Origin of the sequence: Agrobacterium sp. M50-1 (assembly GCF_049843495.1) — a bacterium.
In the GTDB taxonomy this organism is placed as follows: Bacteria; Pseudomonadota; Alphaproteobacteria; order Rhizobiales; family Rhizobiaceae; genus Agrobacterium; species Agrobacterium radiobacter.
Genome location: NZ_JBBHZH010000009.1, coordinates 194,682 through 220,337, shown reverse-complemented (window position 1 = coordinate 220,337; position 25,656 = coordinate 194,682). Strand labels below are relative to the sequence as shown.

Below are 25,656 nucleotides of genomic sequence, written 5' to 3'. Positions count from 1 at the left end.
ATTGCCTGCCCCCGCATGCACCATAGTTTTGGCTTCGACGAATATAGGTTCGCTCTACCTATCGTCGGCGTAGAGTGCGGAGCGGGCAGTGTCAACCCGCGCAATCTTTAGCGGCGTAAAATTCAGCTAATTTTCACGAGGGAAACTGGAGCGCCAACAGGATTATGAGGCATTAGAAAATCAGGCTGCTTTTGTTCCACCATGATCAAGTTTCTGGATAGTGCGACTGCTTGTTTTCCTATGATTCAAGGAAATGGTTTCAGAGCGTCCGATGTTTTGGCGGCGTGTATCTTGGAATGATTTCGAGGTTGAAGCCGCTGTTCTTCAAAAAAGTCAACACCTCGTCGGTTGTATTGGAAGCCGTTGCGTCCTTGATAATCTGTGTTTTCACAAATGGGAAGCCGGATTGAATCAGCTCCTTCCAGCAATAGATGGACGGGTTCCGATCCCCACCGCGAACGGCGGACGAAGCGGAAAATAGCGGGCCACATTTAAGGCCTGCGGCTGAGAATTTAGCCGTCATTCCAATTTCATAAAGATTGATAATTCTGCTTTTATCCGTCAACGACAGTACTGAATACCAGAACTTCCGAACGGCGGCGGTTTCGATGGCCTGCCTATTGAGATGTATGAAGTAGCTTTGCAGGTGAGGGTTACCAATCGTGCTGTCAGTCAAACCTGTTACATCGTATGGCGATAAAGAAAGTTTCTCGAACAAGTTATTCAGCGATGATGGACCAGGAATCATGCTGTCATTGGCAAAGAGAAGAGTTTCTGCTTCCCAGAGCTCGGGTTGGCGCTGCAGCGCTGCTGCCCACAGCCCGAAATCATGACCGTCATTTTCGCGTGCCGCAAACGCGTCACAAAAGTCTTTTCCCGGATCGCAGGCAGTTTCTGGAGGCGACAGGCTAACACCCAGAGCATATAGGTATAGCCCTTGTTCCTTAAGCGCGCGCATGTAGGCTAAGGCGTGTGGCGCAAATTTACCATCCTTTCCCAGCAAGCCCACGAAGAGACATATGTTTTTCCTCTTGGGGTCGGAAATGGAGCGAAATTGCACCCATGATGCTTCTGTCACGGGACGGCCAATCAATAATTCCTCATGAAAAAACGGAATCGGTACAATTCCAAAGCCCGCTTTGCGGACGAGAGCAGGAATCAACTTCAGCAATGTAGGGGCATCGTACAGGCCGGTCTCGACGTCCCGACGCTCGATGTTCATCGCTGATATCCACTTCAGTGCGGATTTTCGTAAGAGGCAAGCGGATGGAAAGGTAGGGCTCGTTTCCACGTCTGCAAAATGCATATTCATCAGCGCCAAGGTTCGCCTGAAGGCCCTACGGTTGCGGTGAACACTTGATGGTGCTTCGGCTATGCCGAAGGATATCATTCCTGTATTTGGATTTGCCCGCATAAATCGCATCGCGGGCCCTTCGTCCGTCTTTTTGCCGAAACACTGCTCCAAATAATATTGAACGGCGCTCCGATTGCTTTCTGAGAATTTCTCGGCATTGGCAAAAAAACCAAAGTCGGATCCCGTTTCATCATTCAACCAGTCGAGTATATCAGCCAGTATATCTGTGGAGAAAAATAACTCTTGGGGCGGTCCCTTCGACAGTAGGCTGATTTCAGGTTCGGCATCTCTGAAACGGTGAAACATTATTCGTTCGTCGTCAGACGCCGCTTCCGGCATGAACCTGCCTGGTGTGATTTCGCGGAGCTCCATGCCATTCGACGTACGGATATCCGGCCAATGGATTCCGCGTCTGCGTCGTATGTCGTCCAATATTTCGTATAGTTTCACCTTCAGTGGACGGCGCTTATGCTGCCTTTGGGTAATGGCGACTTCTATCGGGAAAGGGGCGGAGAAAATCAATTTGTTCTCGCCTGAGATCGTTCGCAGGATAAATTGAGAATTTTTCTTTTGAAGTTTCAGGAAATATTTTTCCCGAACCCCGCCTGCTTCTATCTCAACGGTGCATAGTCCGACTTTACTCGCCTTGACCGTTAGGTAATGCTTGTTAATCGTGGATACCGTTAAGGATGAACTGAACATAGATGCCTCAGTTTGGGGGAGTTCCCAATGTATTCATTGGCCTAGATTTTCCGAGTTTATGTCCGCTTGCTCTCGGGCAACCTCGAGGTAGTTCCACACGTCATGGCAAGATTTGTTATTTATCGCGACGGGCAACAAGTACGCCTTTCAAGAAGCCAACCGCCTTCGCACGTCGACGTGCCGAAAAAAGGGCTGCAGGTGAAAGAAACAAGGCTATGGCCTGCATAAGCGAAGAGGAGACAGTAAACGGCCTCCCATGTTTTTTTCCCGTGTAGATGCGGGACTGTGCCATATGGAAGGCTTTGAAACGCGCTATTTCTGGAGATCGGCCCGAGGAATGCCCGCTTGTATGAGTTGCTGCCGCATCGTGTATGAACATCAAGGGGCCGAGCTTTTGGAGTCTGAGTGAAAGATCGTCATCTTCATGGTAGAGAAAGATGTTCGGGTCGAAACCACCGATGGTTTCGAAATTTTGTTTTGACAAGAATAAAGCTGCGCCGCTCAGTACAGGAACATGGCAGTCAGCTTTCGGCCAGCCTCGCGACATATATTTGTTTTGGGGTAAAAGCCACGATCGACGTTTGAAATATGGGCTCCCATCACTGTTGCTGATCCGAGGATTGAATGCCGCGGCATCACGATAACGCTGCGTAGCGAGCAGCAATTGCAAAAGAGCTCCATCTTGTAGTCTGGCATCGGGATTTAGGAATAGCAGCCACGGTGTTTCAGCAATGGTCGCGCCGGCGTTGCAGCCACGCCCAAAACCTTCATTCTCCTCCAGCGTCAAAACGCGAATTTTTCGATTCAAAGGAATCTTGTTAAAATCGTTGGACTTTCCGTTGTCCACAAGAACTATCGGAGTGACTTCTGGGATTGCATTTATCATGTCGCCAATAACTTCGTCGCTTTTGTAGCAGACGGAAATAACGGTGATATCGGAAAGCAATGGCTGCTGCTTCATGTCTAGAGAAACTCGATGGTGGCGTTTTCAGGGGTTGGCGAATATGGCTGAAGTCCGGCGACACGATATCCGGCTTTTCTTACAAAAGTGGGGAATAGGCGCTCCAAGCCGTGTTGCAGCGTGTTACGCTTGGCACCGTTCTCGATGTCGAAATCTGAGATGCGAAAGTTTGCGTCTTGTAGCAATTTTAACGCTGCGGGTCTGAACCAAAACATCGTGCCAGCAAAAAATTCAATTTGTTGAAGATCAAACTCCATGTTGGTTCGCGCAAATACTTGCCGGATCTGGTTTTCTTCGCCCTTCAGATAGCGCATCACCGAGGTTTCCCGGGGCGGTAACCTGAGGTTGTATGGACCCGCTATGCCGAGGTCCGGGTTTTTCGAAAATGCGTTAATGACGTTGGTCATAGCGCCATCTGCAAGGAGGCAGGCAAGCGCGTAGCGGCGAATTCTATGCCCTGAGACTGTTTCTTTGCCACCTTTTAGAGAAAGCTTACCGTGGATTTTGCAGACCGCATCGTAAGGATCGAAAACGCCTTGATGGAGCAGTTCAACAAACGGACCAATATCGCGCCCTCGGTTCTCGATCTGCATGACTCTCGCGTTTGGAAATGATTTGCGCACTTCGGTGGGAAAGTGATCGCCATCAGAACTTGTGGTGACGATGATGTCGGCTCCCCTCGCGTTATTCAATAAGACGGTTCTGATTTCCGGCCAAGTTTCCAAATAATGCATATGAATATATACGCATGCGCGAACGCTTATGTTTTCAGCTAGGGCCTGCAAATGGGGTTGATGCTGCCATCCCGTATCGGCCCAGAACCAGCCATTATGAATGATGGATTCATCATCCAAGTCATAGAGATAGAGATAACGATGCTCGACATTGGCCGATGCTGCCGCAGCGACGACTGAAGGTGTGTCGCCGTGGCAAAGAAGCTTTTCACCGGGGCCAAAATTCTGAACCCTGTTTCGTGTAGTGGCCGCCAACAGCATTCTGGTACGGAATAAAACTGTAGACACGCGATTGAACTCAATATGCGCTTCTTGTTTTTCCGGTTCACGTGCAACCAGGCGGAAAGATATCGATTTAAGGGGTTGTTTTAGCTGAAGTTCGTATCCAAATTTTCCAGGCCTCAATTCGATCCTGCAGGAACGTTGCCTATCTTCAGTATCGGCGAATTCGATCGCCGTTACGCCCGGGTCAGCCTTAAATTTGATGGCGTAACAACCGGGTTCAAGAGAAACAATTTTTACATGTTTCATGGAAAATTCCATATCACTCTGGCTAATATCTGTATCGAACATTCGGATGAAGCGAGCAGGGTGTCGTTACACCGCAGTTCTCCAACGCACACAAATGATACACCGATGTATAGCATTGTTTGTTATTGGCGATTTCCAAATAATAATTCATATTATTCAGATAAAACGCCAGATTGGTCCCTCGCTATGATTTTGCAATTTTGCGCAGATATTCGCCGTAGTCGCCTTTGCCAGATTTGGCAGCAATCGCCGCAAATTGTAACTTCGTTATGAAGCCCTTGCTCAAGGCAATCTCCTCGGGGCAGGCAATCTTGAAACCTTGCCGTTTCTCCAGAGTACGCACGAACTCGCCGGCCTCCAGCAGGCTTTCAGGGGTCCCTGTATCAAGCCAGGCATAGCCACGTCCCATTATCGAAACTTTCAGTTTCCCGCGCTCAAGATAGGTCCGGTTTATGTCGGTTATTTCGAACTCGCCGCGAGCTGAGGGTTTCAAATTGGCTGCTATATTCACAACATCTGCGTCGTAGAAATAGAGTCCTGTGACGGCCCAACTTGATTTCGGCTTTTTTGGTTTTTCCTCGATTGAGAGGGCTCGCATTTCAGTGTCGAATTCCACGACACCGTATCTCTCAGGATCTTTAACATGATATGCAAAAACGGTTGCACCGTCATTTATCTCTGTACCCGTATCGAGTAGCTCCGGCAGGCCATGTCCGTAATAGATGTTGTCACCCAGAATGAGGCACGAGGGCGAGCCCGCAACAAAATCTGCACCGATCATATAGGCTTGAGCGAGTCCGTCAGGACTGGGCTGTATCGCATACTCTATTGAAAGTCCCCATTGAGAGCCGTCTTTCAGAAGGTTCTGAAAAAGTGGCATGTCGTGAGGCGTCGAAATGATAAGAATCTCGCGAATTCCAGCAAGCATCAATGTTGTTAGCGGATAATATATCATCGGCTTGTCGTAGACCGGCAGGATCTGCTTCGAGACCGCCAATGTCATAGGATGCAAGCGTGTACCGCTGCCTCCGGCCAGAATAATGCCTTTCATGGCCTTTCCTTTTCGCTCTGCGCAAGAGCGGTAACGACCGCGCGCGTTGATGTTTGCCAGTTCGGCAGCCTTATGCCGTAAACCGCTTCCAGCTTGCTGCAATCAAGCCTCGAGTTTGCCGGACGCCGCGCTGGTGTAGGGTACTGTGCCGTCGTGATGTCGTTGACGATCATCGACTTTCCGCCGTTTTCTTCAGAGAATGCGAATATTTGTTTCGCGAAATTCGCCCAGTTCGTTTCCCCGGTTCCGGCAAGATGAAAAACTCCACGGAGACGGATCGAGGAATCGTCCAGGAGTTTCCTTGCGATTGCTACGATAGCGGTGGCGATATCGTTGGCCGAGGTTGGGCATCCGAACTGGTCCGCGACCACATTGATCTCGTCGCGGCTTTCGCTCAGCCGGAGCATGGTTTTTACAAAGTTGTTGCCATATTCCGAATAGACCCATGCGGTTCGCAGAACAGCGTAGTTGCCGGTAGCCTCAGAAACGGCTTGTTCGCCTTCGAGCTTCGAGCGGCCGTAGATGGACGTAGGGCCTGTCGGATCCCTTTCGACATAAGGCGTCGCCTTCGTGCCATCAAAAACATAATCCGTAGAAAGATGAATGACGGGAATACCAAGGTCACTTGCCGCCTGTGCGACAGCCCCTGCTCCATCCCGATTAACGGCAAAAGCGATGTCCGGCTCGCTTTCTGCCTTGTCGACAGCGGTGTAGGCAGCAGCCGATACCACAGCGTCGGGCTTTACCTCTCGCAGCGCTTTTAAAACAGTTTCAGGCTGCGCTAGGTCGAGTTCCGGTCGACCCAGAGCCACGATCTCTAGCTCGGCGCTCGCCAGTGCCTGAAGGGCGCTGACGACCTGACCATTTTTGCCCGTAACTGCCAGCCGCATTCGTTCAGCCCTTCGTCAGAACGCCAAGGCGCTCTCCGGCATAAACACCCTCGCGAAGCGGTTGCCACCACCATTCATTGTCGAGGTACCATTGCACGGTCTTGCGGATGCCAGTGGCGAAGTTTTCCTGTGCTTTCCAGCCGAGCTCGGTTTCCAGCTTCGTTGCATCAATGGCGTAGCGCGCATCGTGACCAGGGCGATCGGTAACGTATTTGATGAGCTCGGCATAGGGTTTGGATTGAGGGCGCAGTTCGTCGAGAATGGAGCAGATGCAGTTCACCACATCGATATTCTTCTGCTCGTTTCTGCCGCCGACATTGTATTTCTCGCCAACAAGCCCCTTTTGAACGATGAGCCACAGGGCGCGGGCATGGTCTTCCACATAAAGCCAGTCGCGGATGTTCGCGCCGTTTCCATAGACTGGTAGCGGTTTGCCATCCAACGCGTTGAGAATGATCAGTGGAATGAGCTTTTCCGGGAAATGGAATGGTCCATAATTATTGGAGCAGTTGGAAATGACAACCGGAAGGCCATATGTGCGCTGCCAGGCTGTGGCAAGATGATCGCTTGCGGCTTTCGAGGCAGAGTAGGGCGATGAAGGATCGTAAGGGGTTGTTTCCTCGAACAGACCGTGATCGCCGAGAGAGCCGTAAACCTCATCAGTTGAAACATGCAGCATGCGGAAATTCGCCTTGGCGTCTTCCGCAAGGCCGCTCCAGTATTGCCGCGCGGCCTCCAGCATCGTGAAAGTGCCGTTGATGTTGGTTTGAATAAAATCAGCGGCGCCGGTTATAGAGCGGTCGACATGGCTTTCGGCGGCCAGATGCATCACGTAATCCGGCTGGAATGTCGCAAATGCCTCATTCATCGCCGCCCGGTCGCATATGTCGGCCTGAATAAAGCGGTGATTAGGTGCATTTTCGATTGGCTTGAGGGAGGCCAGATTTCCTGCATATGTCAGTTTGTCGACGGTGAGAACATCCGCGCCAATCTCGCTCACGAGATAACGTACGAGGGCCGAGCCGATAAATCCGCCGCCGCCGGTAACTAGAACGCGCATCATCAGTTTCCAGTGTTTTGGTAAGTAAAATATTCAGGCAATTCCGACAGAAGCGGTTGCTTGCCGTCCTTTTCCGAGAGGACGTAACCCTCGAGCTTCGGCCAATTGATGCCGATGGCAGGGTCGTTCCATTTGATGCCGCGGTCATTGGCGGCACTATAAGGCTTCGTCACTTTGTATGAGATGACCGTGTCATCAACTAGCGTCATGAAACCGTGGGCAAATCCCACTGGAACCCATAGCTGCTCGCCATTTTCGGGTGAGAGTTCGACAGCCGCCCATTGTCCAAAGGTGGGTGATCCCGTCCTGATATCCACCGCGACATCCAGCAGCCGCCCACGAATACAGCGAACGAGCTTGCCCTGTGCAAACGGCTCTGTCTGGAAATGAAGCCCCCGTACGGTACCGGCTTGTGCAGACAGGGATTCATTGTCCTGTACGAACTCCACGTCCAATACAATTTCGCGAAACCAGTCCTTCTTGAAAACCTCGTTGAAGTAACCCCTGCTGTCCCCGAAACGAGCTGGAGTTATCTTTTTCAAGCCTGGTATCGAGAATGCTTCTACTTGCACTATGCGGATCCTGTCTGGTCTGCCTACTCTGAGGTGATATGACTTTATCGGCAGGGACAGTCAATAACGCTTTATTGACCGCCCGCACAAGAGGGACGGAAACGCCGTTGAACAGTATGCAGAACGCTTCTTTGATCACTGCCTACATTTAAAAGATGGGCGAAGAGTTTCAAAAAAGCTAAACCCGCTTATGCGGCCTGATCGACGTCCTCAGCTCCACCAGTCGCTCCAGCGTCTCAACGCTTCGCTCGGCGCAGGCGGCGGAGAGGGAAAGCGCCATGGTTTCCATGGCGATGAAGGTCGGGGCGTGGAGCGCCACGCCTTCGTTTTTGGCGCGGGGCAGGAAGAGGCTGGCGTTGGCGTGTTTTTTGAGCACGCTGTCTTCCTGGCCGAGCAGCATGATGATCGGGATGTCGAGGCGGCTGGCCTCGGCTATGGCGGTCTGGGCCTCGCGGTGGGCGCGGCCGTGCAGAAGCATGATGAGGACGTGGCCGTTTTCAAGCTCGAGCAACTGCTCTGCAAGCGCGATGCCGGTGGCATTGAGCGCATAGGAATGGACGCCCGAGCGTTGGAACAGCCTTGCCGCATAGGTGGCGATGATGCCGGAGGCGCCGATGCCGAGCACGCCGATGCCGCGCGCTTGCGAGAGAAGCCGCACGGCCGCCGCCATGGCTTCGCGGTTTTCTGCGCTTGAAAGCATCTCCAGCGTGTTTTTCTGATTGTCGAGCACGAAATCTATCGCTGCATCGCAGTTGCCGGATATGGATTTTGTCGTCGCCGCCATTTTTTCGACGGGCGAATCCGTCACGCCCAGATAGGCCTCCAGCGTTTCCTTAAGATCGACCAGCCCCTGAAAGCCGAGCGCCTGTATGGCGCGGATGACGGTCGCATCGGATGTATTGGTCTCGAAGCCGATTTCCAGCGCCGATTTGGCGAGAACGGCATGGCGGTGGCCGTCAATATATTCGGCAACGGCAAGCAGGCCCGGCGACAGGCGGTCGCGGCGCTTGCGCAGCTGCTCGCCGAAACGGTCGGTGCGCCGAAGCCTTGATGTATGCGTTTCGCCAGCCGGCATGAATTCTTCCGTGAAGCTGAGTTTTCTACTTTTCTTCACGAATTAGCAGCGCGCCACGCCGGCAGGCAAGCGCTTTTGTCCTTAGTGATCGTCGCCGTCACTTTTCGTGTGCTGGCCGCACCGTCAAATGGGACTGGACAGCGGAGACCATGAGGCTGAGCGCGGCATAGGAGTTGGAAATCGCTTCCTCGCGCGGCAGGAGGATGTACCGACCGTTGCGGCAGGCCTGAAGAAAGTTGCAGAAATCCGGCATCACGGCTTCCATCATGTCGATTTCCGCCTGCGGCGAAGCGCCGGTATCGGAACGATAGGGATCGAAGATGATATCACCATCGAGTTCCGGCAGCCGTTCGGCGCTGATCTCGATACGGTCGCCTTCCGGAATGGCGTCGATGATGGCGGGGAAACGAAACCCCGCGTCCCGCAGCACGCGCCCGAGCGCCCGATAGGTATGGTAGACGCTGATCTTGCCGTTGAGCGGCTGGAATACCGAAACCGTGATGGCACCTGTATCGACCGATGCCTTCAGCGCTTTGATCTGCGCGCGGTAGCGCCGGTCCAGCACGGCCAGCCGCTCCTGAGTGCCGGTCAGTTCGGCCAGCACCTTGTAAATATGCGGTGCGCCGTCTTTGGTATTGTCGATGGCGACGGTGGGAGCGATCTGCGCCAGTTTTTCAACGGGGGTGGGGCGATCCGGTTCGGTCAGGATGAGATCGGGTTTAAGGGCGATAATCGCCTCCAGATCGGCATTGATGGAGCCGATATAGGCGATGTCGCTATTGTCGAAATCAACGCCAGTCAGAATGGCGCTGGAGCGCAGATAGGGTTTGCCGTTCGCCCCCACGCGGCCGTGGCTGCCCACCGGCATCACGCCCAACTCGATCAGCGGAATGGTGAGGTCGATATCGTGTAGCGTCACGATGCGCTTTGGCTTTGCCGGAATGGAAACGCTGCGGCCGAGATCGTCGGTAAAGCTTCGGCTGGTCTCTTCGGCTTGAGCCGTGGCTGTGCCGAGGAGAAAAGCGGCGGCCGGGAGAAGGGCGAGAAGTGTTTTGCGCATGGGGTACCTATAGGCGATGCCGGTGAAACCAGAGAAGAGCAAGCAGCGTGGGTGCGCCGACGGCGGAAAGAACGAGGCCGGTCGGCAGTTCCAGTGGTGAAAAGGCGGTTCGGGCGATGGTGTCGGACGCTGCGACCAGAATTGCGCCTGTCAGACCTGCACCCATGACAAGCCCGGGATAGGAGCCACCAGGCAACAGAAGCCGGGCGATATGCGGTCCGATCAGGCCGACAAAACCGATGCTGCCGGTGAAGGAAACGCAGGATGCGCTGAGGCTGACGGCAAGCGTGACATGAAGCACCGAAAGGAGGCGGCTATGGACGCCAAGTGCCGTTGCCGCATGATCGCCGAGCGCCTGCACGTCGGCAGCGCGCGCCGTCAGGAGCAGAAGGCCAAGGGCGATGACGAGGACGACGGATAGGATTGAAACGGCGGTCCAGCTTGCGCCCTGCAGGTTGCCAGCCATCCAGATCATCGCTGTCTGCAAATTACGAATATCGAGCGATGCCATGAGGATAAGCTGCAACGCTGATAAAAACCATGAAAAGCCGATACCGGTCAGAACGAAGCGCAGGCGCGAGGTTGCGCCGGAGAGCATCAGAACGATTGCGGCACTTGCCATGCCGCCGGCAATGCCCGCAACGGGGCGCAACATGACCGGCAGGGAAGGCAGCAGGAACAGGCAGCCCAGCGCCGCAAGGGATGCGCCTTCGCGCACGCCGAGCAGGCCGGGATCGGCAAGGCCGTTGCGGGTCGTGGCCTGCATGATGGCGCCGGCAATGCCGAGCATGGCCCCGGCCACCATCGCAAGCGCCAGACGCGACAGCCGGAAGTCGAGAACCACGAGTGCGTCGGTCATGGCGGGATCGGTGTTGGTTGCAATGACAAGCGACCGCAGGGCGAAGGCGGGGATATGCTGGCTGCCGGCGGTGAGCGACCACAGGGCGACAAGCATGAGGCCGAGGAAAAGCGCCAGCAGAATGATGAGCCGCCACGGCATGAAGCGGACGGAAAAGCGCCCCAGTCGGACAACCCGGTAACGGTTCATTTCAGCACCCTGCGCACCAGCCAGAGAAACACCGGCGCTCCGACAAGGCCGGTCATCGCGCCCGTGGGCAGTTCTTTCGGCAGGAGAATGAGGCGGGCGGCAAGATCGGCGGCGATCAAGAGGACTGCGCTGCCGAGTGCAGCGATGGGTATGGCAAGCAGAAGCCGCCCCGTTTTCAGGCGCGCGACGAGTGGCGGCACCACGAGACCGACGAAGCCGATGGGACCGACGACGGCGATGGCCGCGCCGCAAAACAGAGATATGGAGACAAGCGCCAGAATCCGGGTCGAACGGATCGGCACACCAAGCGCTGCGGCCGCGCTGTCGCCCAGCCCCAGAAGATCGAGCCGGGGGGCGACGGCGAAAGCCAGGACGAGCGCAATCATGGCCGCGGGCAGGGCGGCGGCGATGGTTGCCATGGAAACGCCAGCCGTATCGCCCACCAGCCAGAAACGCATCTGCTGCAATGTTTCTTCATTGAGGATGAGGATGGCGGAGGTGAGGGTTGCGGCAAGCGTGGAAAGCGCAATGCCGCAAAAGACGACTTTTGCCGGTGTCAGCCCCTGCCGCCCGGCGGAAGCAAGGAGAAGTACGAGCGAGAAGCTGATACCCGCGCCCGTCGCCGCCAGCAATGGGCGGAAGAGCGGCGTTGCGATAAGCCCGAGCGGCATCACTGTCGCCAGAACGACAGCGAGGCTTGCCCCGGCATTCAAGCCCAGAATATGCGGCTCGCCAAGTGGATTTCGAAGCAGGGTTTGCAGCAGAAGCCCCGCTGTTCCAAGGCAGGCCCCGGCCTGCATCGCGGCCAGCAGTCGCGGCAGGCGCAGGCGCATCAAAACCTGCTGGTCGAAATTGCGGGCGTCATAAGCGAATATCAGGTCTTGCAGAACGTGCGGCGCAATGGGGCGCGGGCCGGTGGCCATATGCGCCAGCACCAGAAGCAGCATGGTGAGCAGCAGGAGAAGTGCTGCCGCAAGTGTGCGGCCATAGGCCCGCTCCCGCAGGGCAAGGGCGCTTGCGCTGGTTCCGTTGGGTATCATGCCGCGCCGGCCCGTCCGGGCAGGGGAAGAAATACTGGCCGTGCCGTGACCGGATGCGTTAGTTGGGCAACTGCCATGTCGAAGACATCGGCAATGATGCCGGCATCGCACGCCGCTGCCGTTTCCAGCCGGTGCCGCAGCCGCCCGTCTTTCAGGAAAATCAGGTGATCGGCATATTGCAGGGCAAGATTGATGTCATGCAGCACCGCCACGATCGTGCGGTTGTGGCGGCTGACGAGGCCCGCCAGCATGTCCAGCACCTCTATCTGGTGGTGCAGATCGAGAAAGGTCGTCGGCTCGTCGAGAAGAATTATATCCGTCTGCTGGGCCAGCGCCATGGCGATCCAGGCGCGCTGGCGTTGGCCGCCGGAAAGGCTGTCGACCGCTCTTTCCGCCAGTTCGGACATGCCGGTCACGGAAAGCGCCTCTTCCACCGCGCGGGCATCTTCCTCGCTCCACTGCTTCAGAAATCCCTGATGCGGGTAACGGCCCCGGGAGACGAGGTCGAAAACCGAAAGCCCTTCCGGCGTATGGTTCTGCTGCGCCAGCATGCCGAGCTTTTTCGCCACCTCCTTGGTCGGGTGGCGGAAGATATCGCTGCCGTTGAGAAGAATATGGCCCTGCGCGGGCCGGTGCAGGCGGGCAAGCGCGCAGAGAAGCGTGGATTTTCCAGAACCGTTCGGGCCAAGCAGAACGGTGAAACGGTTCGGTGCGACGTCGATGGACATATCCGCAAGCACCGGCGTGTCGCCATAGGCAAGCTCGATTGCCTGCGCCGCAAGGCCTGTATCCGTGCTTATGGGTCTCATGCCGTCGTTCAAATTCGTCCCCGTCTGAATGCGTTGCCACCAGAATTATTGATGACTGTAGTAGTCAAGTATATGGCGTTCGAAAAAGCGGTTTTTGCCGGTCGATTTGAACAAAAAGCGGCTGTCATGGGCTGAAATGACACGCCAGGAAGCGCGAAAGCACCCTTCGGTACCGACGTTTTGCCGCGCTGAAGCGGAAATAAAGTTGACTACTACATTCATCAATTGAAAGAGCGGTGCATCGTCGCGATGACGATTTGGGACAGCCGGGGACAAGACACGATGCATGACGGTTCGATGATCATTGGGGTGCGCTCGCGGGCGCTGCTGGCGTTTCTTCTGGCCGGGGTCGCCTTGCCTGCTTATGCGCAGGAGAGTGCTGCAACGAAGAAAAATGCCGACGGGACGACCGTGCTCGAAACCATAACCGTCAATGCCGATGTCAAAAAAGGTGCGCGCGGTTATCAGCCGGTGACGACGGGCACGGCGACCCGCACTGAGACGCCGCTCCTCGACATTCCGCAATCGGTCAATGTGGTGACGGCCGAGGTGCTGCGCGACCAGCAGGCGCGCTCGCTGGACGAAGCGCTGGCCAATGTCAGCGGCGTCACCCAGGCAAATACGCTGGGCGGCACGCAGGATGCCGTTATCCGCCGTGGTTTCGGCGATAATCGCGACGGCTCCATTCTCGTCAACGGGCTGAAGACGGCCTTGCCGCATTCCTTCAACGATACGGTCGAGCGGGTGGAAGTGCTGAAGGGGCCTGCCTCCACGCTTTATGGTATCCTCGATCCGGGCGGCATGGTGAATGTCGTGACGAAGAAGCCCGAGGATACATTCACGGCGGAGGCCTATTCGCGCTTTTCCGCCTATGGGGCGGGCAAGTTCGGCACATCGGGTGGTTTTGATGTGACCGGCCCGATTACGGGCACGGATTTCTCCTATCGCCTGATCGGCGAGGGGGAAAACAGCGATTACTGGCGTAATTTCGGTGAGAAGAAGAACTGGCTGATCGCGCCATCACTGAAATGGAGCGGCGAGGACACCGACATTACGGTTTCCTATATGCATGAGGATTACAGCGTGCCGTTCGATCGCGGCACGATCTTCGATCCGGCGACCGGCAAGGCGATCAATGTCAGCCGCCGCCTGCGCCTCGATGAAGCCTATAACATCACCGACGGCAAATCCGATCTGGCGAGCATCGCCATAGACCGGCAACTCTCCGATGACTGGAAGCTGTCGCTGAATTACGCCTATAGCCGCAACGAATATTCGGACAATCAGGCGCGCGTGATGGGTTATAATTCCCGCACCGGGCAGGTGACGCGACGGGCCGATGCGACGCAATATTCGACGATCTACAATCACGCGCTGCGGGCGGATCTGACGGGCGAGGCCGAAATTGGCGGGCTGCGCAACGACCTGCTGTTCGGCGCGTCTTACGATTACAGCGATACCCTGCGCACCGACATGCTGCGATGCGCGAATTCCACGAATTTCAACATCAATAATCCCGTCTATGGTCGCCTGCCGATCTGCACCACGGTGAGAGCGGTCGACAGCGACCAGACGGAAGAACTCTCCACCGCCTCGATCTATATGCAGGACGCCCTGCATCTTAACGATCAATGGATTGCGGTCGGCGGCTTGCGTTATCAGTATTATGACATCTATGCCGGCAAGGGCCGTCCCTTCGTCGTCAATACCGAGAAGGATGGCGGCGAACTCATTCCCAATGCCGGCCTTGTCTACAAGCTCACTCCGAATGCCTCGCTTTACGCCAATGTGGCCAAAACCTTCCGCCCGCAATCATCCATCGGCGCCTATTATGGCGGGCTCGATCCGGAAGACGGCATTTCTTATGAAGTGGGCGCGAAGTTCGATCTTTTCGCCGGCCTCAACGCCAATATCGCCCTGTTCAACGCCCGCAAACGCAATGTCGCCTATTCGGAAGATGTCGGTGGCGTCTCCACGGTGAAGGCCGCCGGCCTCGTCCGTTCGCGCGGTGTGGAGGTCGATATTGCAGGCAGCCTGACCGACGATCTCGATCTCATCGCAAGCTATGCCTACACGGATGCGCTTGTGCTCGAAGATCCCACCTATGCCGGCAAGCGCCTGCCGAATGTGGCGCGCCACACCGGCTCGCTCTTCCTTGCCTATGATATCGGCGAGGTCGGTCCGAACGGCAATACGCTGCGCATCGGCGGCGGTGTGCGGGCGGTCGGCCAGCGTGCCGGAATCAACGACAATTCCTACAATCTGCCGGGTTATGCGGTCTTCGACGCCTTCGCCACCTACACGCTTCAGTTCCAAAAGCCGGTGACGCTGCAGCTCAATCTGAAGAACATTTTCGACAAGACCTATTACACCTCGTCCATCGGCTCCACCAGCTATGCCAATGCCGTAGGAGAGCCCTTCAATGTCAGCCTGACGGCCAGCGTGAAGTTCTGACAACGGCGTCGACCGGAAAACAATCGCCAGTCATGAGAGCGGGGGGAGCGTCCCGCTTTTTTTACTTCCACATCGCCCGCATCCGCGCACCCACATCAATCCGGATCTGCTGCGCACTGCGCTCGGAAGCGGCGGCCGAAACCAGTGGCCAGGTCATCGTTTCGAAAAATTGCAGCAGGGTCGCCGGTATAAAGCGGGTTCTTGCGGCGTAGACATGCCGGTCACCCTGCTGGTTCTGCCCGCCGGTGAAGAAGCGTTGCGGCGTGATCAGCGACAGGCTGTCCTTGGCGCGGGTCATGGCGACATAGAGCAGCCGGCGTTCTTCCTCTAGTTCCTGGGTGGTGCCGACCCCGAGGTCGGAGGGAATGCAGCCATCGACCACATTCAGGATGAAGACGGAACGCCATTCCTGGCCTTTTGCCGAATGGATGGTCGACAGGCTGAGATAGTCCTCGTCGAGCAGCGGCACGCCGGCCTGATCGCTGGTGGCGTCGGGTGGATCGAGTGTCAGCTCGGTTAGAAAACGTTCGCGTGAGGGGTAGCCGCTAGCGATCTGCTCGAGTTGCAGCAGATCTGCCTTGCGGGTGTCGGCGTCCTCATGGATGCGTTCGAGATGGGGTTCGTACCACAGCCGTGCCTGCCCGATTTCACCCGGCCAGCCATTCGGGACCAGCCGCAGGCCCACCAGCATCTGCGTGAAGGTCGTCCAGTCATCGCCGGTCTTCGGCGGCGGCGGAATTTCAGCAAGGGTAAGCAGCGGCTCGGGGTCCGTCGCGATAGCATCGAGAATATTGCCGGCCTTCTTCGGTCCGATGCCGGGCAGCATCTGCAGCAGCCGGAAACCGGCGACGCGGTCGCGTGGGTTCTGCGCGAAGCGCAACACTGCCAGCATGTCCTTCACATGGGCGCTGTCGAGGAATTTCAGGCCGCCAAATTTGACGAAGGGGACGTTGCGGCGGGTCAGTTCCACCTCGAGCGGCCCGCTGTGGCTGGAGGTGCGGAACAGCACGGCCTGCTGTTTCAGCGTCATGCCGGTTTCGCGATTGGCGAGAATCTGGTCGATGATGAAGTTCGCCTGTTCGGTTTCGTCCTTCACCGTCACGAGCTTCGGGCGCTCCAGTGATTCCCGCTCGGTCCAGAGGTTTTTGGTGAACCGCTCGCGCGCCAGATCGATCACGCCGTTGGCGGCCGCAAGGATCGGCTGCGTCGAGCGATAGTTGCGATCAAGCGTGATGATGTCGGCCGCCGGGCTGAAGGACGCCGGAAAGTCAAGGATGTTTCGCACTGTCGCCGCCCGGAACGAATAGATCGACTGCGCGTCGTCGCCCACCACGGTCAAACCGCGGCCGCCGGGTTTGAGCGCCATCAGCACCGAGGCCTGCAGCCGGTTGGTATCCTGATATTCGTCGACCATGACATGGTCGAAGCGGTTGCCGATATCATCAGCCAGAATGGGGTCGCTGACCATCTGGGCCCAGTAGAGCAGGAGATCGTCGTAATCGAGTACGTTCTGAACCTGTTTTGCCTCCACATAGGCTGCAAACAGTTGCTTGAGTTCACTCTCCCAGTTGGCGACCCAGGGATAATGCTGGCGCAATATGTCCTTGAGCGGCGTCTGGGAATTCACCGCGCGCGAATAGATGGCAAGACAGGTGCCTTTTGTCGGAAAGCGGCTTTCGGTCTTGGAAAAACCCAGCTCGTGCCGGGAAAGGTTCATCAGGTCGGCGCTGTCTTCGCGGTCGTGGATGGTGAAATCGATGTTGAGCCCGATCTGCTCGGCATAGATGCGCAACAGGCGGGCGCCGATGCCGTGAAAGGTGCCTGACCACGCGAGCGCGTCGGTGCGAGCTCCCGAATTGCCGCCAAGGACGTGTTTGCAGATACGCTCCACGCGGCGCGACATTTCCGTGGCGGCACGCCGCGAAAACGTCATCAGCAGAATACGGCGGGGATCGGCGCCATTCACGATCAGATGTGCGACACGGTGGGCCAGCGTGTTGGTCTTGCCCGAACCGGCCCCGGCGATGATCAGCAGAGGCCCGGCCGTGTGGCCGTCTGTCAGCCCAACGCCATGCTCCACCGCCTTGCGCTGCTGTTCGTTGAGCTTTTCCAGATAGGCAACCGCCATGCGAACAATCCTTGATACCTGCCTGTCCCCATGGTGAGGACATCTTCAGAGATGGCAGTCGTCGGAATCGCCGGCCATTGTCTGCCCTGTTGTCGCAATGATTAGCAAAGACTCAAACACCAATCCAGAACAAATGCTGAACGCGTTTTTCCCGTCGTTTAAACACGGTCGGTGGTGAGATTTATCGTGCCGAAAGGTCGCTTGCAGTTCGTCGGTGGCTGCTGGTTGCCGGGCGTGCCCGATCCCGCAATCGCAAATCAGATTACGCATGAGGAAATAACGGTATTATTATGAAATATATGAATATTCTCAATTTGTTTCAGTGCATTTTCTCATTCTGCAGCGAAACCTTTGAACCAACCCGGTGATCCGCGAGTTCAATAATCGCGCCTCGGGAGGAGGCGCATTTTGGGAGGACCAGACCATGAAGCATCTGAAACTTTGCCTGATCGCTGTCGCCGCAATCGCTGCCTCGACCTTTGCCCAGGCCGAACAGAAGGCGATGAAATCCGATGTCACCATCGCCTCTGATATCAACTATCTGCTCTACACGCCCAAGGACTACGCCAGTTCGGATAAGACCTATCCTCTTGTCGTCTGGCTGCATGGCGGCGATCAGGGCGGCGGCGACATCGAAAAGCTGCGCCGCAGCGGCCTGCCGAAAATGATCGAAGAAGGCCGCGATTTTCCTTTTCTGGTGCTCTCGCCGCAAAATCCGAGTGAGGAGCTGCTCTATCCGATCGAACGTGTGGCGAGTGTTCTTCAGGCGGTGGTGGCCGATCATCGGGTGGATCGCGAGCGCATCTATCTGATCGGTTATAGCCGGGGAGGGTTCGGCGCATGGTCGATGGCCACGCAGTTTCCTGAAACTTTTGCCGCGATTGTCCCGATCGCCGGCGGCGGTATCCGGCATTACCTCAATCGAACGAATGACAGAACAGCCTTCTGGGCCTTTCATGGCGCAAATGACGCTGTGATTCCGCTGTCCGACACGGTGGTCCTCGTGCAACGCCTTCAGGAACTGAAACGAAATGTCCGGCTTACCGTGTTCGAAGATACGGACCATGAAGCGGTCGAAGGGAAAGTGCTGAAGGACGAAGCGATGTGGACGTGGTTGCTTGAACAGAAGCTCACCGGTGAGAAAGCCTCTTCGGGTCCGTGAATCCGGCCTGATCGCTATTTTACGGCTGCTATAGCCGATCCCACCCAAGGCCGCCGCGGGGCAGGCTTTTTGTCAGACCCCGTGGCCTCCCGCAGCAAATGCATCTTTGTCGCTTGACTCAGCGCCCGGAAATAGTGCTAATGCGCATTAGCAACGATCGGATGTCGGGGAGGGCATCGGGTGGCCAATCACAAACGCCTCACGCAAAACGACATCGCCAAGCTCGCCGGCGTCAGTCAGGCAACGGTATCGCTGGTTCTGAATGGCGCACCGGCCGCGATTGCCCGCATCCCGGCTGAAACCCGCGAGCGGGTACAGGCGGTCATTCGCCAGACAGGTTATGTCGCCGACCCGATCGCGCGGCGAATGGCCAAGGGGCTGAACCGTATCCTCGGCGTTTTCACCTACGAGCCGGCTTTCCCGAGCGCGCAGGCCGACTTCTTCACGCCGTTCCTGCTGGGTATCGAGGAAGAAGCGCAGCAGCAGGCTTATGATCTTCTGCTGCTGACCAGCGCCGGCGTCGGCAATAACCGCAAGATTTTTTCGGAAGGCAACAGGCTCAGGATCGCCGATGGCTGTCTGGTTCTCGGTCGCGAATTCGACCGCAAGGAACTCGCCCGGCTGGTCTCGGAAGACTATCCTTTCGTCGCGATCGGCCGACGGGAAGATGCCGGTGGGCCGGTTCCTTATGTGGGCGGCGACTATGCCGCGGGAACGCGGCAGCTTGTCGAGGACGCGAGAGCGCTGGGGCACTCGAAGCTCGCTTATATCGGCCCCGATGGCCCGGCGGAATCAATTGCCGACCGCTGGCGTGGTTTCAGTGCCGCGCTCGGTGATGCAGCCACGCTTGCCCTTCATATCAAGGCCGTCAACCGGCCGGCGGACAAGATCCTCGATGCCATCCTTGAAAGCGGGGCGACGGCGGCCTTCTTCATAGAGCTGGCCGATGCCGTGCGTGTCGAAACCCTGGCAAGGGCGCGCGGGCTTGCCGTGCCCGGGGCTTTTTCGATGATCGTGCTTGGCAGCCATATCAGGGCCGCGCGCAGCCCGGTGCGCTTCACCTCCTATGAAATTCCCCGCGAGGAGATGGGCCGGCAGGCGACTGCCATGCTCGTCAACCGCATCGAGACCGGCAGCCCGGGTAGCCAGATCCTTCTCAAATGTGAACCCGTCAGAGGGGAAACATTGGGCCCGGCCCCGGCAGGCTCCGCAAACAAGTCCCCAGTCAACAAAACGGATGTGACGACGTGAAAGACATGCAAGCAGATATTCTCGTGGTCGGTGGCGGCCTTGGCGGCGTGGCGGCGGCGCTGGCTGCCGCGCGGGCCGGAAAGCGCGTTATCATGACCGAGGAATATGACTGGATCGGCGGGCAATTGACCAGTCAGGCCGTTCCGTCGGACGAGCATACATGGGTCGAGCAATTCGGCATCACCCGCTCTTACCGGGCGCTGCGCAACGGTGTGCGTCAATATTATCGTGACCATTATCCGCTGACGGAAGGCGCAAGGGCATGGGGTGATCTCAATCCGGGCGGCGGATGGGTGAGCCGCATCTGCGCCGAGCCGCGCGTCAGCCTCGCGGTCATGGAAAGCATGCTGATGCCCTATATCGGCGCCGGCCGCCTGACGGTGCTCAAGCCCTGGCGCCCGGTCGCGGCCGATGTGGAGGGCGACAGGGTTCGCTCAGTAACCGTCCGTCATCGCGACAGCGGCGCTGAAATCGTCATTTCCGCTGATTACATCCTCGACGCCACCGAACTCGGCGATCTGTTGCCGATGACGGGCACGGAATACGCCAAGGGTTTCGAGGCGCAGTCGGACACGGGGGAACCCAGCGCGCCGGCCGAAGCCCAGCCGGACAATGTGCAGGCCGTATCGATCTGCTTTGCCATCGATCATGTCGACGGTGACCAGACGATCGACAAGCCTGACAATTACGATTACTGGCGCTCGTACCAGCCGCATTTCTGGGGCGGCCCGCTCCTCGGTTTCACCGCGCCGCATCCGCGCACGCTTGAGCACACCACCCGATCCTTCACGCCAAATCCCGATGACGATCCGCTGCTGGTCGATGCCGACCAGCGCAAGGGCGGCGGCGATGAAAACCTCTGGATTTTCCGCCGCATTGCGGCGCGGAAGAACTTTACGCCCGGTTTCTACAAGTCCGACATCTGCCTCGTGAACTGGCCGATGATCGACTATATGGACGGCACGATTATCGACGTGTCGGAAGAGGAAAAGGCGCGGCATCTGAAGGCGGCGGCGGACCTTTCCTATTCGGTCTTCTACTGGCTGCAGACGGAAGCGCCGCGTCTTGATGGCGGGCAGGGTTTCCGCGGGCTGCGGCTGCGGGGCGATATCACCGGCACCGAACATGGGCTCGCCATGGCGCCCTATATTCGTGAAAGCCGCCGCATCAAGCCGGTCACGCGCATCGTCGAGCAGGACCTTTCCTACACGGTTCGCGGTGACAGGGGGGCTTTCCGTTATCGCGACAGCATCGGCATCGGCATGTACCGCATCGATCTGCATCCATCGACCGGCGGCGACAATTACATCGACGTGCCTTCCTGCCCCTTCGAGATTCCGCTCGGCGCGTTGATCCCTGAGCGTGTGAAGAACCTCATTCCAGCCGGCAAGAATATTGGCACGACGCATATCACCAACGGTTGCTACCGCCTGCATCCGGTCGAATGGAATATCGGCGAAGTGGCTGGAATGCTTGCGGCCTACTGCCTGGAAAAAGGTCTCACACCGCATCAGGTGCAGGAAGACGACGACCATCTTCATGCCTTCCAGACGGCGCTGACCCGCGAAGGCATCGAAATACGCTGGCCGGACATAGCGGCCTATTAGGACGGCGGACTGCCGTTCGATCGAACCCATCTTTGGAGGAGGACTGGGAATGAACAATCATTGGAAAATGCAATCCACCGCCTGCGCGCTGGCCCTCATCGGCTCGTTTGCACTGGCCGGAACAGCCGCGGCGCAGGATGCGATCAAGCTGCGCATGACGATCTGGAGCGCCAACGAGGCGCATCTGAAGCTGTTCAACGACATCGCGGCCGGCTTCACGAAGGACCATCCAAATGTCAGCGTGACCTATGAGTCCCTGCCTTTCGACACCTATACGACTGCGCTCACAACCCAGATTGCGGGCGGCAATGCGCCTGACATGGCGTGGATTTTCGAGACTTCGGCCTATGATTTCGTCAAGTCAGGCGCGCTCTACCCGCTCACCGACACGCTGAAGGCCGCGCCGGGCTATAATCTCGAGGAAGTCAGCGCCGGCGCCACGGAACGCTGGTCGCAGGATGGCAAGCTCTTCGCCTATCCGTTCTCGACCTCGCCCTTTGCTGTCTTCGTCAACAATGATCTCATCAAGGCCGCAGGCGCAAAGACCCCGGCGGACATGATCGCCGCCGGCGAATGGACCTGGGAAAACGCCATCGCCACGGCCTCCGCCGTTGCAAAAGCGGGCAAGGGCGGGCTTGTCGTCCGCGATTTCAATTACCAGAGCTGGCAATATCTGACCTCCGTGTGGAACGGCTGGGGTGCTTCCCCCTGGAGCGCTGACGGTGCAACCTGCACCATGGCGGAAAAGCCGATGGCGGATGCCGTCTCATTCATCCATGATGCCGTCTTCAGCAAAAAGGCCATGCCCGGCCCCGGCGAGACGGTCGATTTCTTCGCCGGTAATGCGGCGATGACCATTACCCAGATCAGCCGCGCCTCGCTTCTGCCGAAGGACAAGCCTTTCGGCTGGGACCTCGTGCCGCTGCCGAAGGGGCCGGCCGGCGAATACGCGCTGATTGGACAGGCCGGTATCGGCGTCATGCAGTCCGGCAAGAATGCGCAGACTGCAGCCGAATTCGTCGCTTACATGACCAATCCGGAAAATTCCGCCAAGCTCAGCCAGTTCTTCCCATCAGCGCGCAAGTCGCTGCTGAATGCGGAGGTGTTGAAAAAGACCAATCCGCTGCTCAGCCAGGAACAGATCGAAAAGGTTGTCATATCAGGCATCGCCACCGGCAAGGTCATGCCCGGCCATACCGGCTTTGCCCAGATACAGCAGATCGTGCGCTCGAACCTCGACGCGGTCTGGCGGCCGGAGGCCGATGTCGCGGGTGCGCTTCAAAAAATCTGCGGCCAGATCGGGCCGCTCCTGAAGCGCTAAGGAGAAAGCCATGGCTGTCGCGCAGGAAATTACCCGTCGTCCAGATCGCCCGGTATCGGCGTTCTGGACCATCGCGCGGCGCGACAGCCTCGCAGGCTTTCTGTTCATCGCCCCGCAATTGATCGGGATCATCATCTTCGTGCTGATCCCGCTCGGGCTGGTGTTCTGGTATTCGCTGCATGAGTGGAATGTGCTCGCCAATACCTTCACCTATACCGGTACGCAGAACTACCGGATGTTGATGGAGGACGGCAATCTTCGTGAGGTGCTGGGCGCGACCGCGATCTTCTCCGCCGGACTTGTCGTGTTCAACCTGTCGCTGGCGCTGCTGCTTGCCGTGCTGCTCAACCAGAAACTTGCCGGTATTGCGATCTTCAGAACCCTGTTCTTCTCGCCGGTGGTCGTTTCGCTGGTCGCCTGGACGATTGTCTGGGGTTTTCTGTTGCAGAAGAACGGCGGCATCAACGGCATGTTGCTGATGATCGGCATTGAGGGTCCCAACTGGCTGCGCGAGGAGACGACAGCGATGATTTCTGTCATCGTCGTGCAGGTCTTCAAGAATGTCGGGCTCAACATGATCCTGTTTTTGGCGGCCCTTCAGGGCGTGCCGAAGGAACTCTACGAGGCGGCCCGCATCGACGGTGCGCCCGCCTTCAAGCAGTTTCGTCGCATCACCCTGCCGCTGATCAGCCCGACTATCCTGTTGACCTCGATCATCACCATCGTCGGCTCGCTGCAGGTGTTTGCGCAGATTGCGGTTCTCACCCAGGGCGGGCCGGGTCTCTCGACCACGGTGCTGGTTTATTACCTCTATCAGCAGGCCTTCCAGTTCCATTTCTTCGGTTACGGCTCGACGCTTTCCATCCTGCTGTTCCTGATCGTCGCAGTATTGACCTTCGCCCAGTGGCAGATGCGCAAGAGGATCGTCTTTTATGAAAGCTGACCTTTCCCCCCGCATGCAGGTGGCGCTTTACGGGCTGTTGTGCGTGCTGTTGATCCCGTTCGTCTTTCCGACCTGGTGGATGGTGACATCGTCGATCAAGCCGATCAGCGACATCTTCGCCTTCCCGCCGCAGTTCTTTCCCCAAAACCAGGATTGGACGACCTACTCGAAGGTATTCGAGTTGCAGCCCTTCGTGCGGCAATACTGGAACTCCGCCTATATTGCTGCTGTCGTGACGATTGGCACGATGATTGTCTCCTCCATGGCAGGATATGCCTTCGCACGTATCCGGTTTCCGGGCGCCAATGCCATCTTCATGATCGTGCTGCTTGGCCTGCTCATCCCCTCGGAAGTGACGATCGTGCCGCTGTTCCAGATGTTCCTGAAGGCCGGCATGGTCAACACCCACTGGCCGCTGATCCTTGTTCCGATCTTCGGCGCGCCAAGTGTCTTCGCCACCTTCGTCATGCGGCAGTTTTTCGTGACGCTGCCGGGCGAGTTGGAAGAGGCGGCGCGTGTCGATGGTCTCGGGCGTTTCAAGATTTTCCGCAAGATTGCGCTGCCGCTCGCCAAACCGGCGCTGGCGTCGGTCGCAATCTTCACCTTCCTGCATTCCTGGAACCTGTTCCTCGAGCCGATCGTCTTTCTTTCCAGCGCCGAGATGTTCACGCTGCCGCAGGCGCTGACCCAATATACCGACGCCTATGGCGGGCCGATGTGGAACATCCAGCTTGCCGCAGCGACGCTCACCGCGCTGCCCGTGCTCATCGTCTTCGTGATTGCCCAGAAGCAGTTCGTCGAAGGCCTCGCCCATACCGGCCTCAAGGGCTGAAGAACCGGAATTGATTGATGGCTAACGTTACCCTGTCCGACATCCGCAAAAGCTATGGCGCGGTGAAAACCATTCACGGCGTCGATCTCGACATCAGGGATGGCGAATTTGTCGTCCTTGTCGGCCCCTCCGGCTGCGGCAAGTCCACATTGCTGCGGATGATAGCCGGTCTTGAAACGATTACCGGCGGCGAACTCAGGATCGGCGAGCGGATCGTCAACGATCTCGACCCGAAGGACCGCGATATCGCCATGGTATTCCAGTCCTATGCGCTTTACCCGCATATGACGGTCGCCAGCAATATGGGCTTCTCGTTGGAGCATCGTGGTTCGAGCAAGCAGGAGATCGCCGAGAAGGTGAACTGGGCAGCTGATATCCTTGGCCTCACACCGCTGCTCGACCGTTATCCGCGCCAGCTTTCCGGCGGCCAGCGCCAGCGTGTCGCGATGGGCCGGGCCATTGTTCGCAATCCGCAGGTGTTCCTGTTCGACGAACCCCTGTCCAATCTCGATGCGAAACTGCGCGTCGTCATGCGCGGCGAGATCAAGGCGCTGCACCAGAAGCTCAAGACCACCACGATCTATGTGACGCATGACCAGGTGGAGGCGATGACCATGGCCGACAGGGTCGTGGTCCTGAATGGCGGCAGGGTCGAGCAGGTCGGCACGCCGCTTGAACTTTACGACCGTCCGGCAAATCAGTTCGTCGCCGGCTTCATCGGATCGCCATCGATGAATTTTCTGTCCGGGACGATATCGGCGGGCGGTTTTGAAACCGGGGGTGTGGTCTTGCCACTGCCGGCTACTGCGGCCGGTCTGGCGGGAAGAGGGGCCGTCTATGGTATCCGCCCGGAGCACTTCTCACTCGATGTGTCCGGTGTGCCAGCGGAGATAATGCTCGTCGAACCGCTGGGATCGGAAACGCAGGTCACCATGAAACTCGGCGGCTCTAGGGTGCTCGGCGTCTTTCGTGAACGCATAGGGCAGGTCGTCGGCGACGAGATAAGGGTCTCGCCAGCGCTCGACTGCATCCATCTGTTTTCGGATGAAAACGGAGGTCGGCTGAACTGAT

At 57.5% G+C, this 25,656-nt stretch carries 21 protein-coding genes; 8 read left to right on the top strand and 13 right to left on the bottom strand.

What is annotated here, in order from left to right; translation table 11 throughout:
• Positions 1 to 259 precede the first annotated feature (259 nt).
• The 12 genes from WDZ78_RS20395 to WDZ78_RS20340 form a co-directional block, all read right to left on the bottom strand.
• Positions 260 to 2,056 (bottom strand): rhamnan synthesis F family protein, encoded by a 1,797-nt coding sequence (locus WDZ78_RS20395; RefSeq protein WP_425674045.1) that lies wholly within the window; start codon positions 2,054 to 2,056, stop codon positions 260 to 262.
• A 115-nt stretch (positions 2,057 to 2,171) separates the two neighbouring features.
• On the bottom strand, positions 2,172 to 3,017 hold the full coding sequence (locus WDZ78_RS20390; RefSeq protein ID WP_425674044.1) for a glycosyltransferase family 2 protein: 846 nt from the start codon (positions 3,015 to 3,017) through the stop codon (positions 2,172 to 2,174).
• Positions 3,018 to 3,019: 2 nt separating this feature from the next.
• On the bottom strand, positions 3,020 to 4,282 hold the full coding sequence (locus tag WDZ78_RS20385) for a rhamnan synthesis F family protein (protein WP_425674043.1): 1,263 nt from the start codon (positions 4,280 to 4,282) through the stop codon (positions 3,020 to 3,022).
• A gap of 184 nt (positions 4,283 to 4,466) precedes the next feature.
• Complete coding sequence (rfbA, locus tag WDZ78_RS20380) at positions 4,467 to 5,333, bottom strand: glucose-1-phosphate thymidylyltransferase RfbA (RefSeq protein WP_400156589.1); 867 nt, start codon at positions 5,331 to 5,333, stop codon at positions 4,467 to 4,469.
• A complete protein-coding gene (gene rfbD, locus WDZ78_RS20375; protein ID WP_425674042.1) occupies positions 5,330 to 6,223 on the bottom strand; it encodes a dTDP-4-dehydrorhamnose reductase in 894 nt (297 codons plus the stop codon). The genes rfbA and rfbD overlap by 4 nt, the downstream gene beginning before the upstream one ends.
• Positions 6,224 to 6,227: 4 nt before the next feature.
• On the bottom strand, positions 6,228 to 7,283 hold the full coding sequence (gene rfbB, locus WDZ78_RS20370; RefSeq protein ID WP_174070963.1) for a dTDP-glucose 4,6-dehydratase: 1,056 nt from the start codon (positions 7,281 to 7,283) through the stop codon (positions 6,228 to 6,230).
• Between the two features lie 2 nt (positions 7,284 to 7,285).
• On the bottom strand, positions 7,286 to 7,855 hold the full coding sequence (gene rfbC / locus WDZ78_RS20365) for a dTDP-4-dehydrorhamnose 3,5-epimerase (RefSeq protein ID WP_425674041.1): 570 nt from the start codon (positions 7,853 to 7,855) through the stop codon (positions 7,286 to 7,288).
• A gap of 178 nt (positions 7,856 to 8,033) precedes the next feature.
• Positions 8,034 to 8,930, bottom strand: coding sequence for a MurR/RpiR family transcriptional regulator (locus tag WDZ78_RS20360; protein ID WP_425674040.1), 897 nt, complete (start codon positions 8,928 to 8,930; stop codon positions 8,034 to 8,036).
• A 97-nt stretch (positions 8,931 to 9,027) separates the two neighbouring features.
• On the bottom strand, positions 9,028 to 9,990 hold the full coding sequence (locus tag WDZ78_RS20355) for an ABC transporter substrate-binding protein (RefSeq protein WP_425674039.1): 963 nt from the start codon (positions 9,988 to 9,990) through the stop codon (positions 9,028 to 9,030).
• A gap of 7 nt (positions 9,991 to 9,997) precedes the next feature.
• Entirely contained in the window at positions 9,998 to 11,038 is a 1,041-nt protein-coding gene (locus WDZ78_RS20350; RefSeq protein ID WP_425674038.1) for a FecCD family ABC transporter permease, read from the bottom strand.
• A complete protein-coding gene (locus WDZ78_RS20345; RefSeq protein WP_425674037.1) occupies positions 11,035 to 12,078 on the bottom strand; it encodes a FecCD family ABC transporter permease in 1,044 nt (347 codons plus the stop codon). The genes WDZ78_RS20350 and WDZ78_RS20345 overlap by 4 nt, the downstream gene beginning before the upstream one ends.
• A complete protein-coding gene (locus WDZ78_RS20340; protein WP_425674036.1) occupies positions 12,075 to 12,887 on the bottom strand; it encodes an ABC transporter ATP-binding protein in 813 nt (270 codons plus the stop codon). The genes WDZ78_RS20345 and WDZ78_RS20340 overlap by 4 nt, the downstream gene beginning before the upstream one ends.
• A 282-nt stretch (positions 12,888 to 13,169) precedes the next feature.
• Here WDZ78_RS20340 and WDZ78_RS20335 point away from each other — a divergent pair, with 282 nt between their 5' ends.
• Positions 13,170 to 15,341 (top strand): TonB-dependent siderophore receptor, encoded by a 2,172-nt coding sequence (locus WDZ78_RS20335; protein WP_425674035.1) that lies wholly within the window; start codon positions 13,170 to 13,172, stop codon positions 15,339 to 15,341.
• A 61-nt stretch (positions 15,342 to 15,402) separates the two neighbouring features.
• On the opposite strand, the gene WDZ78_RS20330 is transcribed toward WDZ78_RS20335, so the two are convergent.
• Positions 15,403 to 17,469 (bottom strand): ATP-dependent helicase, encoded by a 2,067-nt coding sequence (locus WDZ78_RS20330; RefSeq protein WP_425674034.1) that lies wholly within the window; start codon positions 17,467 to 17,469, stop codon positions 15,403 to 15,405.
• 424 nt (positions 17,470 to 17,893) lie between these two features.
• Here WDZ78_RS20330 and WDZ78_RS20325 point away from each other — a divergent pair, with 424 nt between their 5' ends.
• The 7 genes from WDZ78_RS20325 to WDZ78_RS20295 all read left to right on the top strand — a co-directional run bounded on the left by WDZ78_RS20325 (position 17,894) and on the right by WDZ78_RS20295 (position 25,655).
• Positions 17,894 to 18,631, top strand: a complete 738-nt coding sequence (locus WDZ78_RS20325) for a prolyl oligopeptidase family serine peptidase (protein WP_425674033.1) — start codon at positions 17,894 to 17,896, stop codon at positions 18,629 to 18,631.
• A gap of 180 nt (positions 18,632 to 18,811) precedes the next feature.
• Positions 18,812 to 19,882: a LacI family DNA-binding transcriptional regulator gene (locus tag WDZ78_RS20320; RefSeq protein WP_425674032.1), complete on the top strand. Its 1,071-nt coding sequence runs from the start codon at positions 18,812 to 18,814 to the stop codon at positions 19,880 to 19,882.
• Positions 19,883 to 19,887: 5 nt separating this feature from the next.
• Positions 19,888 to 21,489, top strand: a complete 1,602-nt coding sequence (locus tag WDZ78_RS20315; protein ID WP_425674059.1) for an FAD-dependent oxidoreductase — start codon at positions 19,888 to 19,890, stop codon at positions 21,487 to 21,489.
• Between the two features lie 49 nt (positions 21,490 to 21,538).
• Positions 21,539 to 22,810 (top strand): ABC transporter substrate-binding protein, encoded by a 1,272-nt coding sequence (locus WDZ78_RS20310; protein ID WP_425674031.1) that lies wholly within the window; start codon positions 21,539 to 21,541, stop codon positions 22,808 to 22,810.
• 10 nt (positions 22,811 to 22,820) lie between these two features.
• Complete coding sequence (locus tag WDZ78_RS20305; protein WP_080864466.1) at positions 22,821 to 23,753, top strand: carbohydrate ABC transporter permease; 933 nt, start codon at positions 22,821 to 22,823, stop codon at positions 23,751 to 23,753.
• Positions 23,743 to 24,585 carry a carbohydrate ABC transporter permease gene (locus WDZ78_RS20300; RefSeq protein WP_112346327.1) on the top strand — a complete coding sequence of 281 codons (843 nt, stop codon included), beginning with the start codon at positions 23,743 to 23,745 and terminating at the stop codon, positions 24,583 to 24,585. The genes WDZ78_RS20305 and WDZ78_RS20300 overlap by 11 nt, the downstream gene beginning before the upstream one ends.
• A gap of 17 nt (positions 24,586 to 24,602) precedes the next feature.
• A complete protein-coding gene (locus WDZ78_RS20295) occupies positions 24,603 to 25,655 on the top strand; it encodes an ABC transporter ATP-binding protein (RefSeq protein ID WP_425674030.1) in 1,053 nt (350 codons plus the stop codon).
• Position 25,656 lies beyond the last annotated feature (1 nt).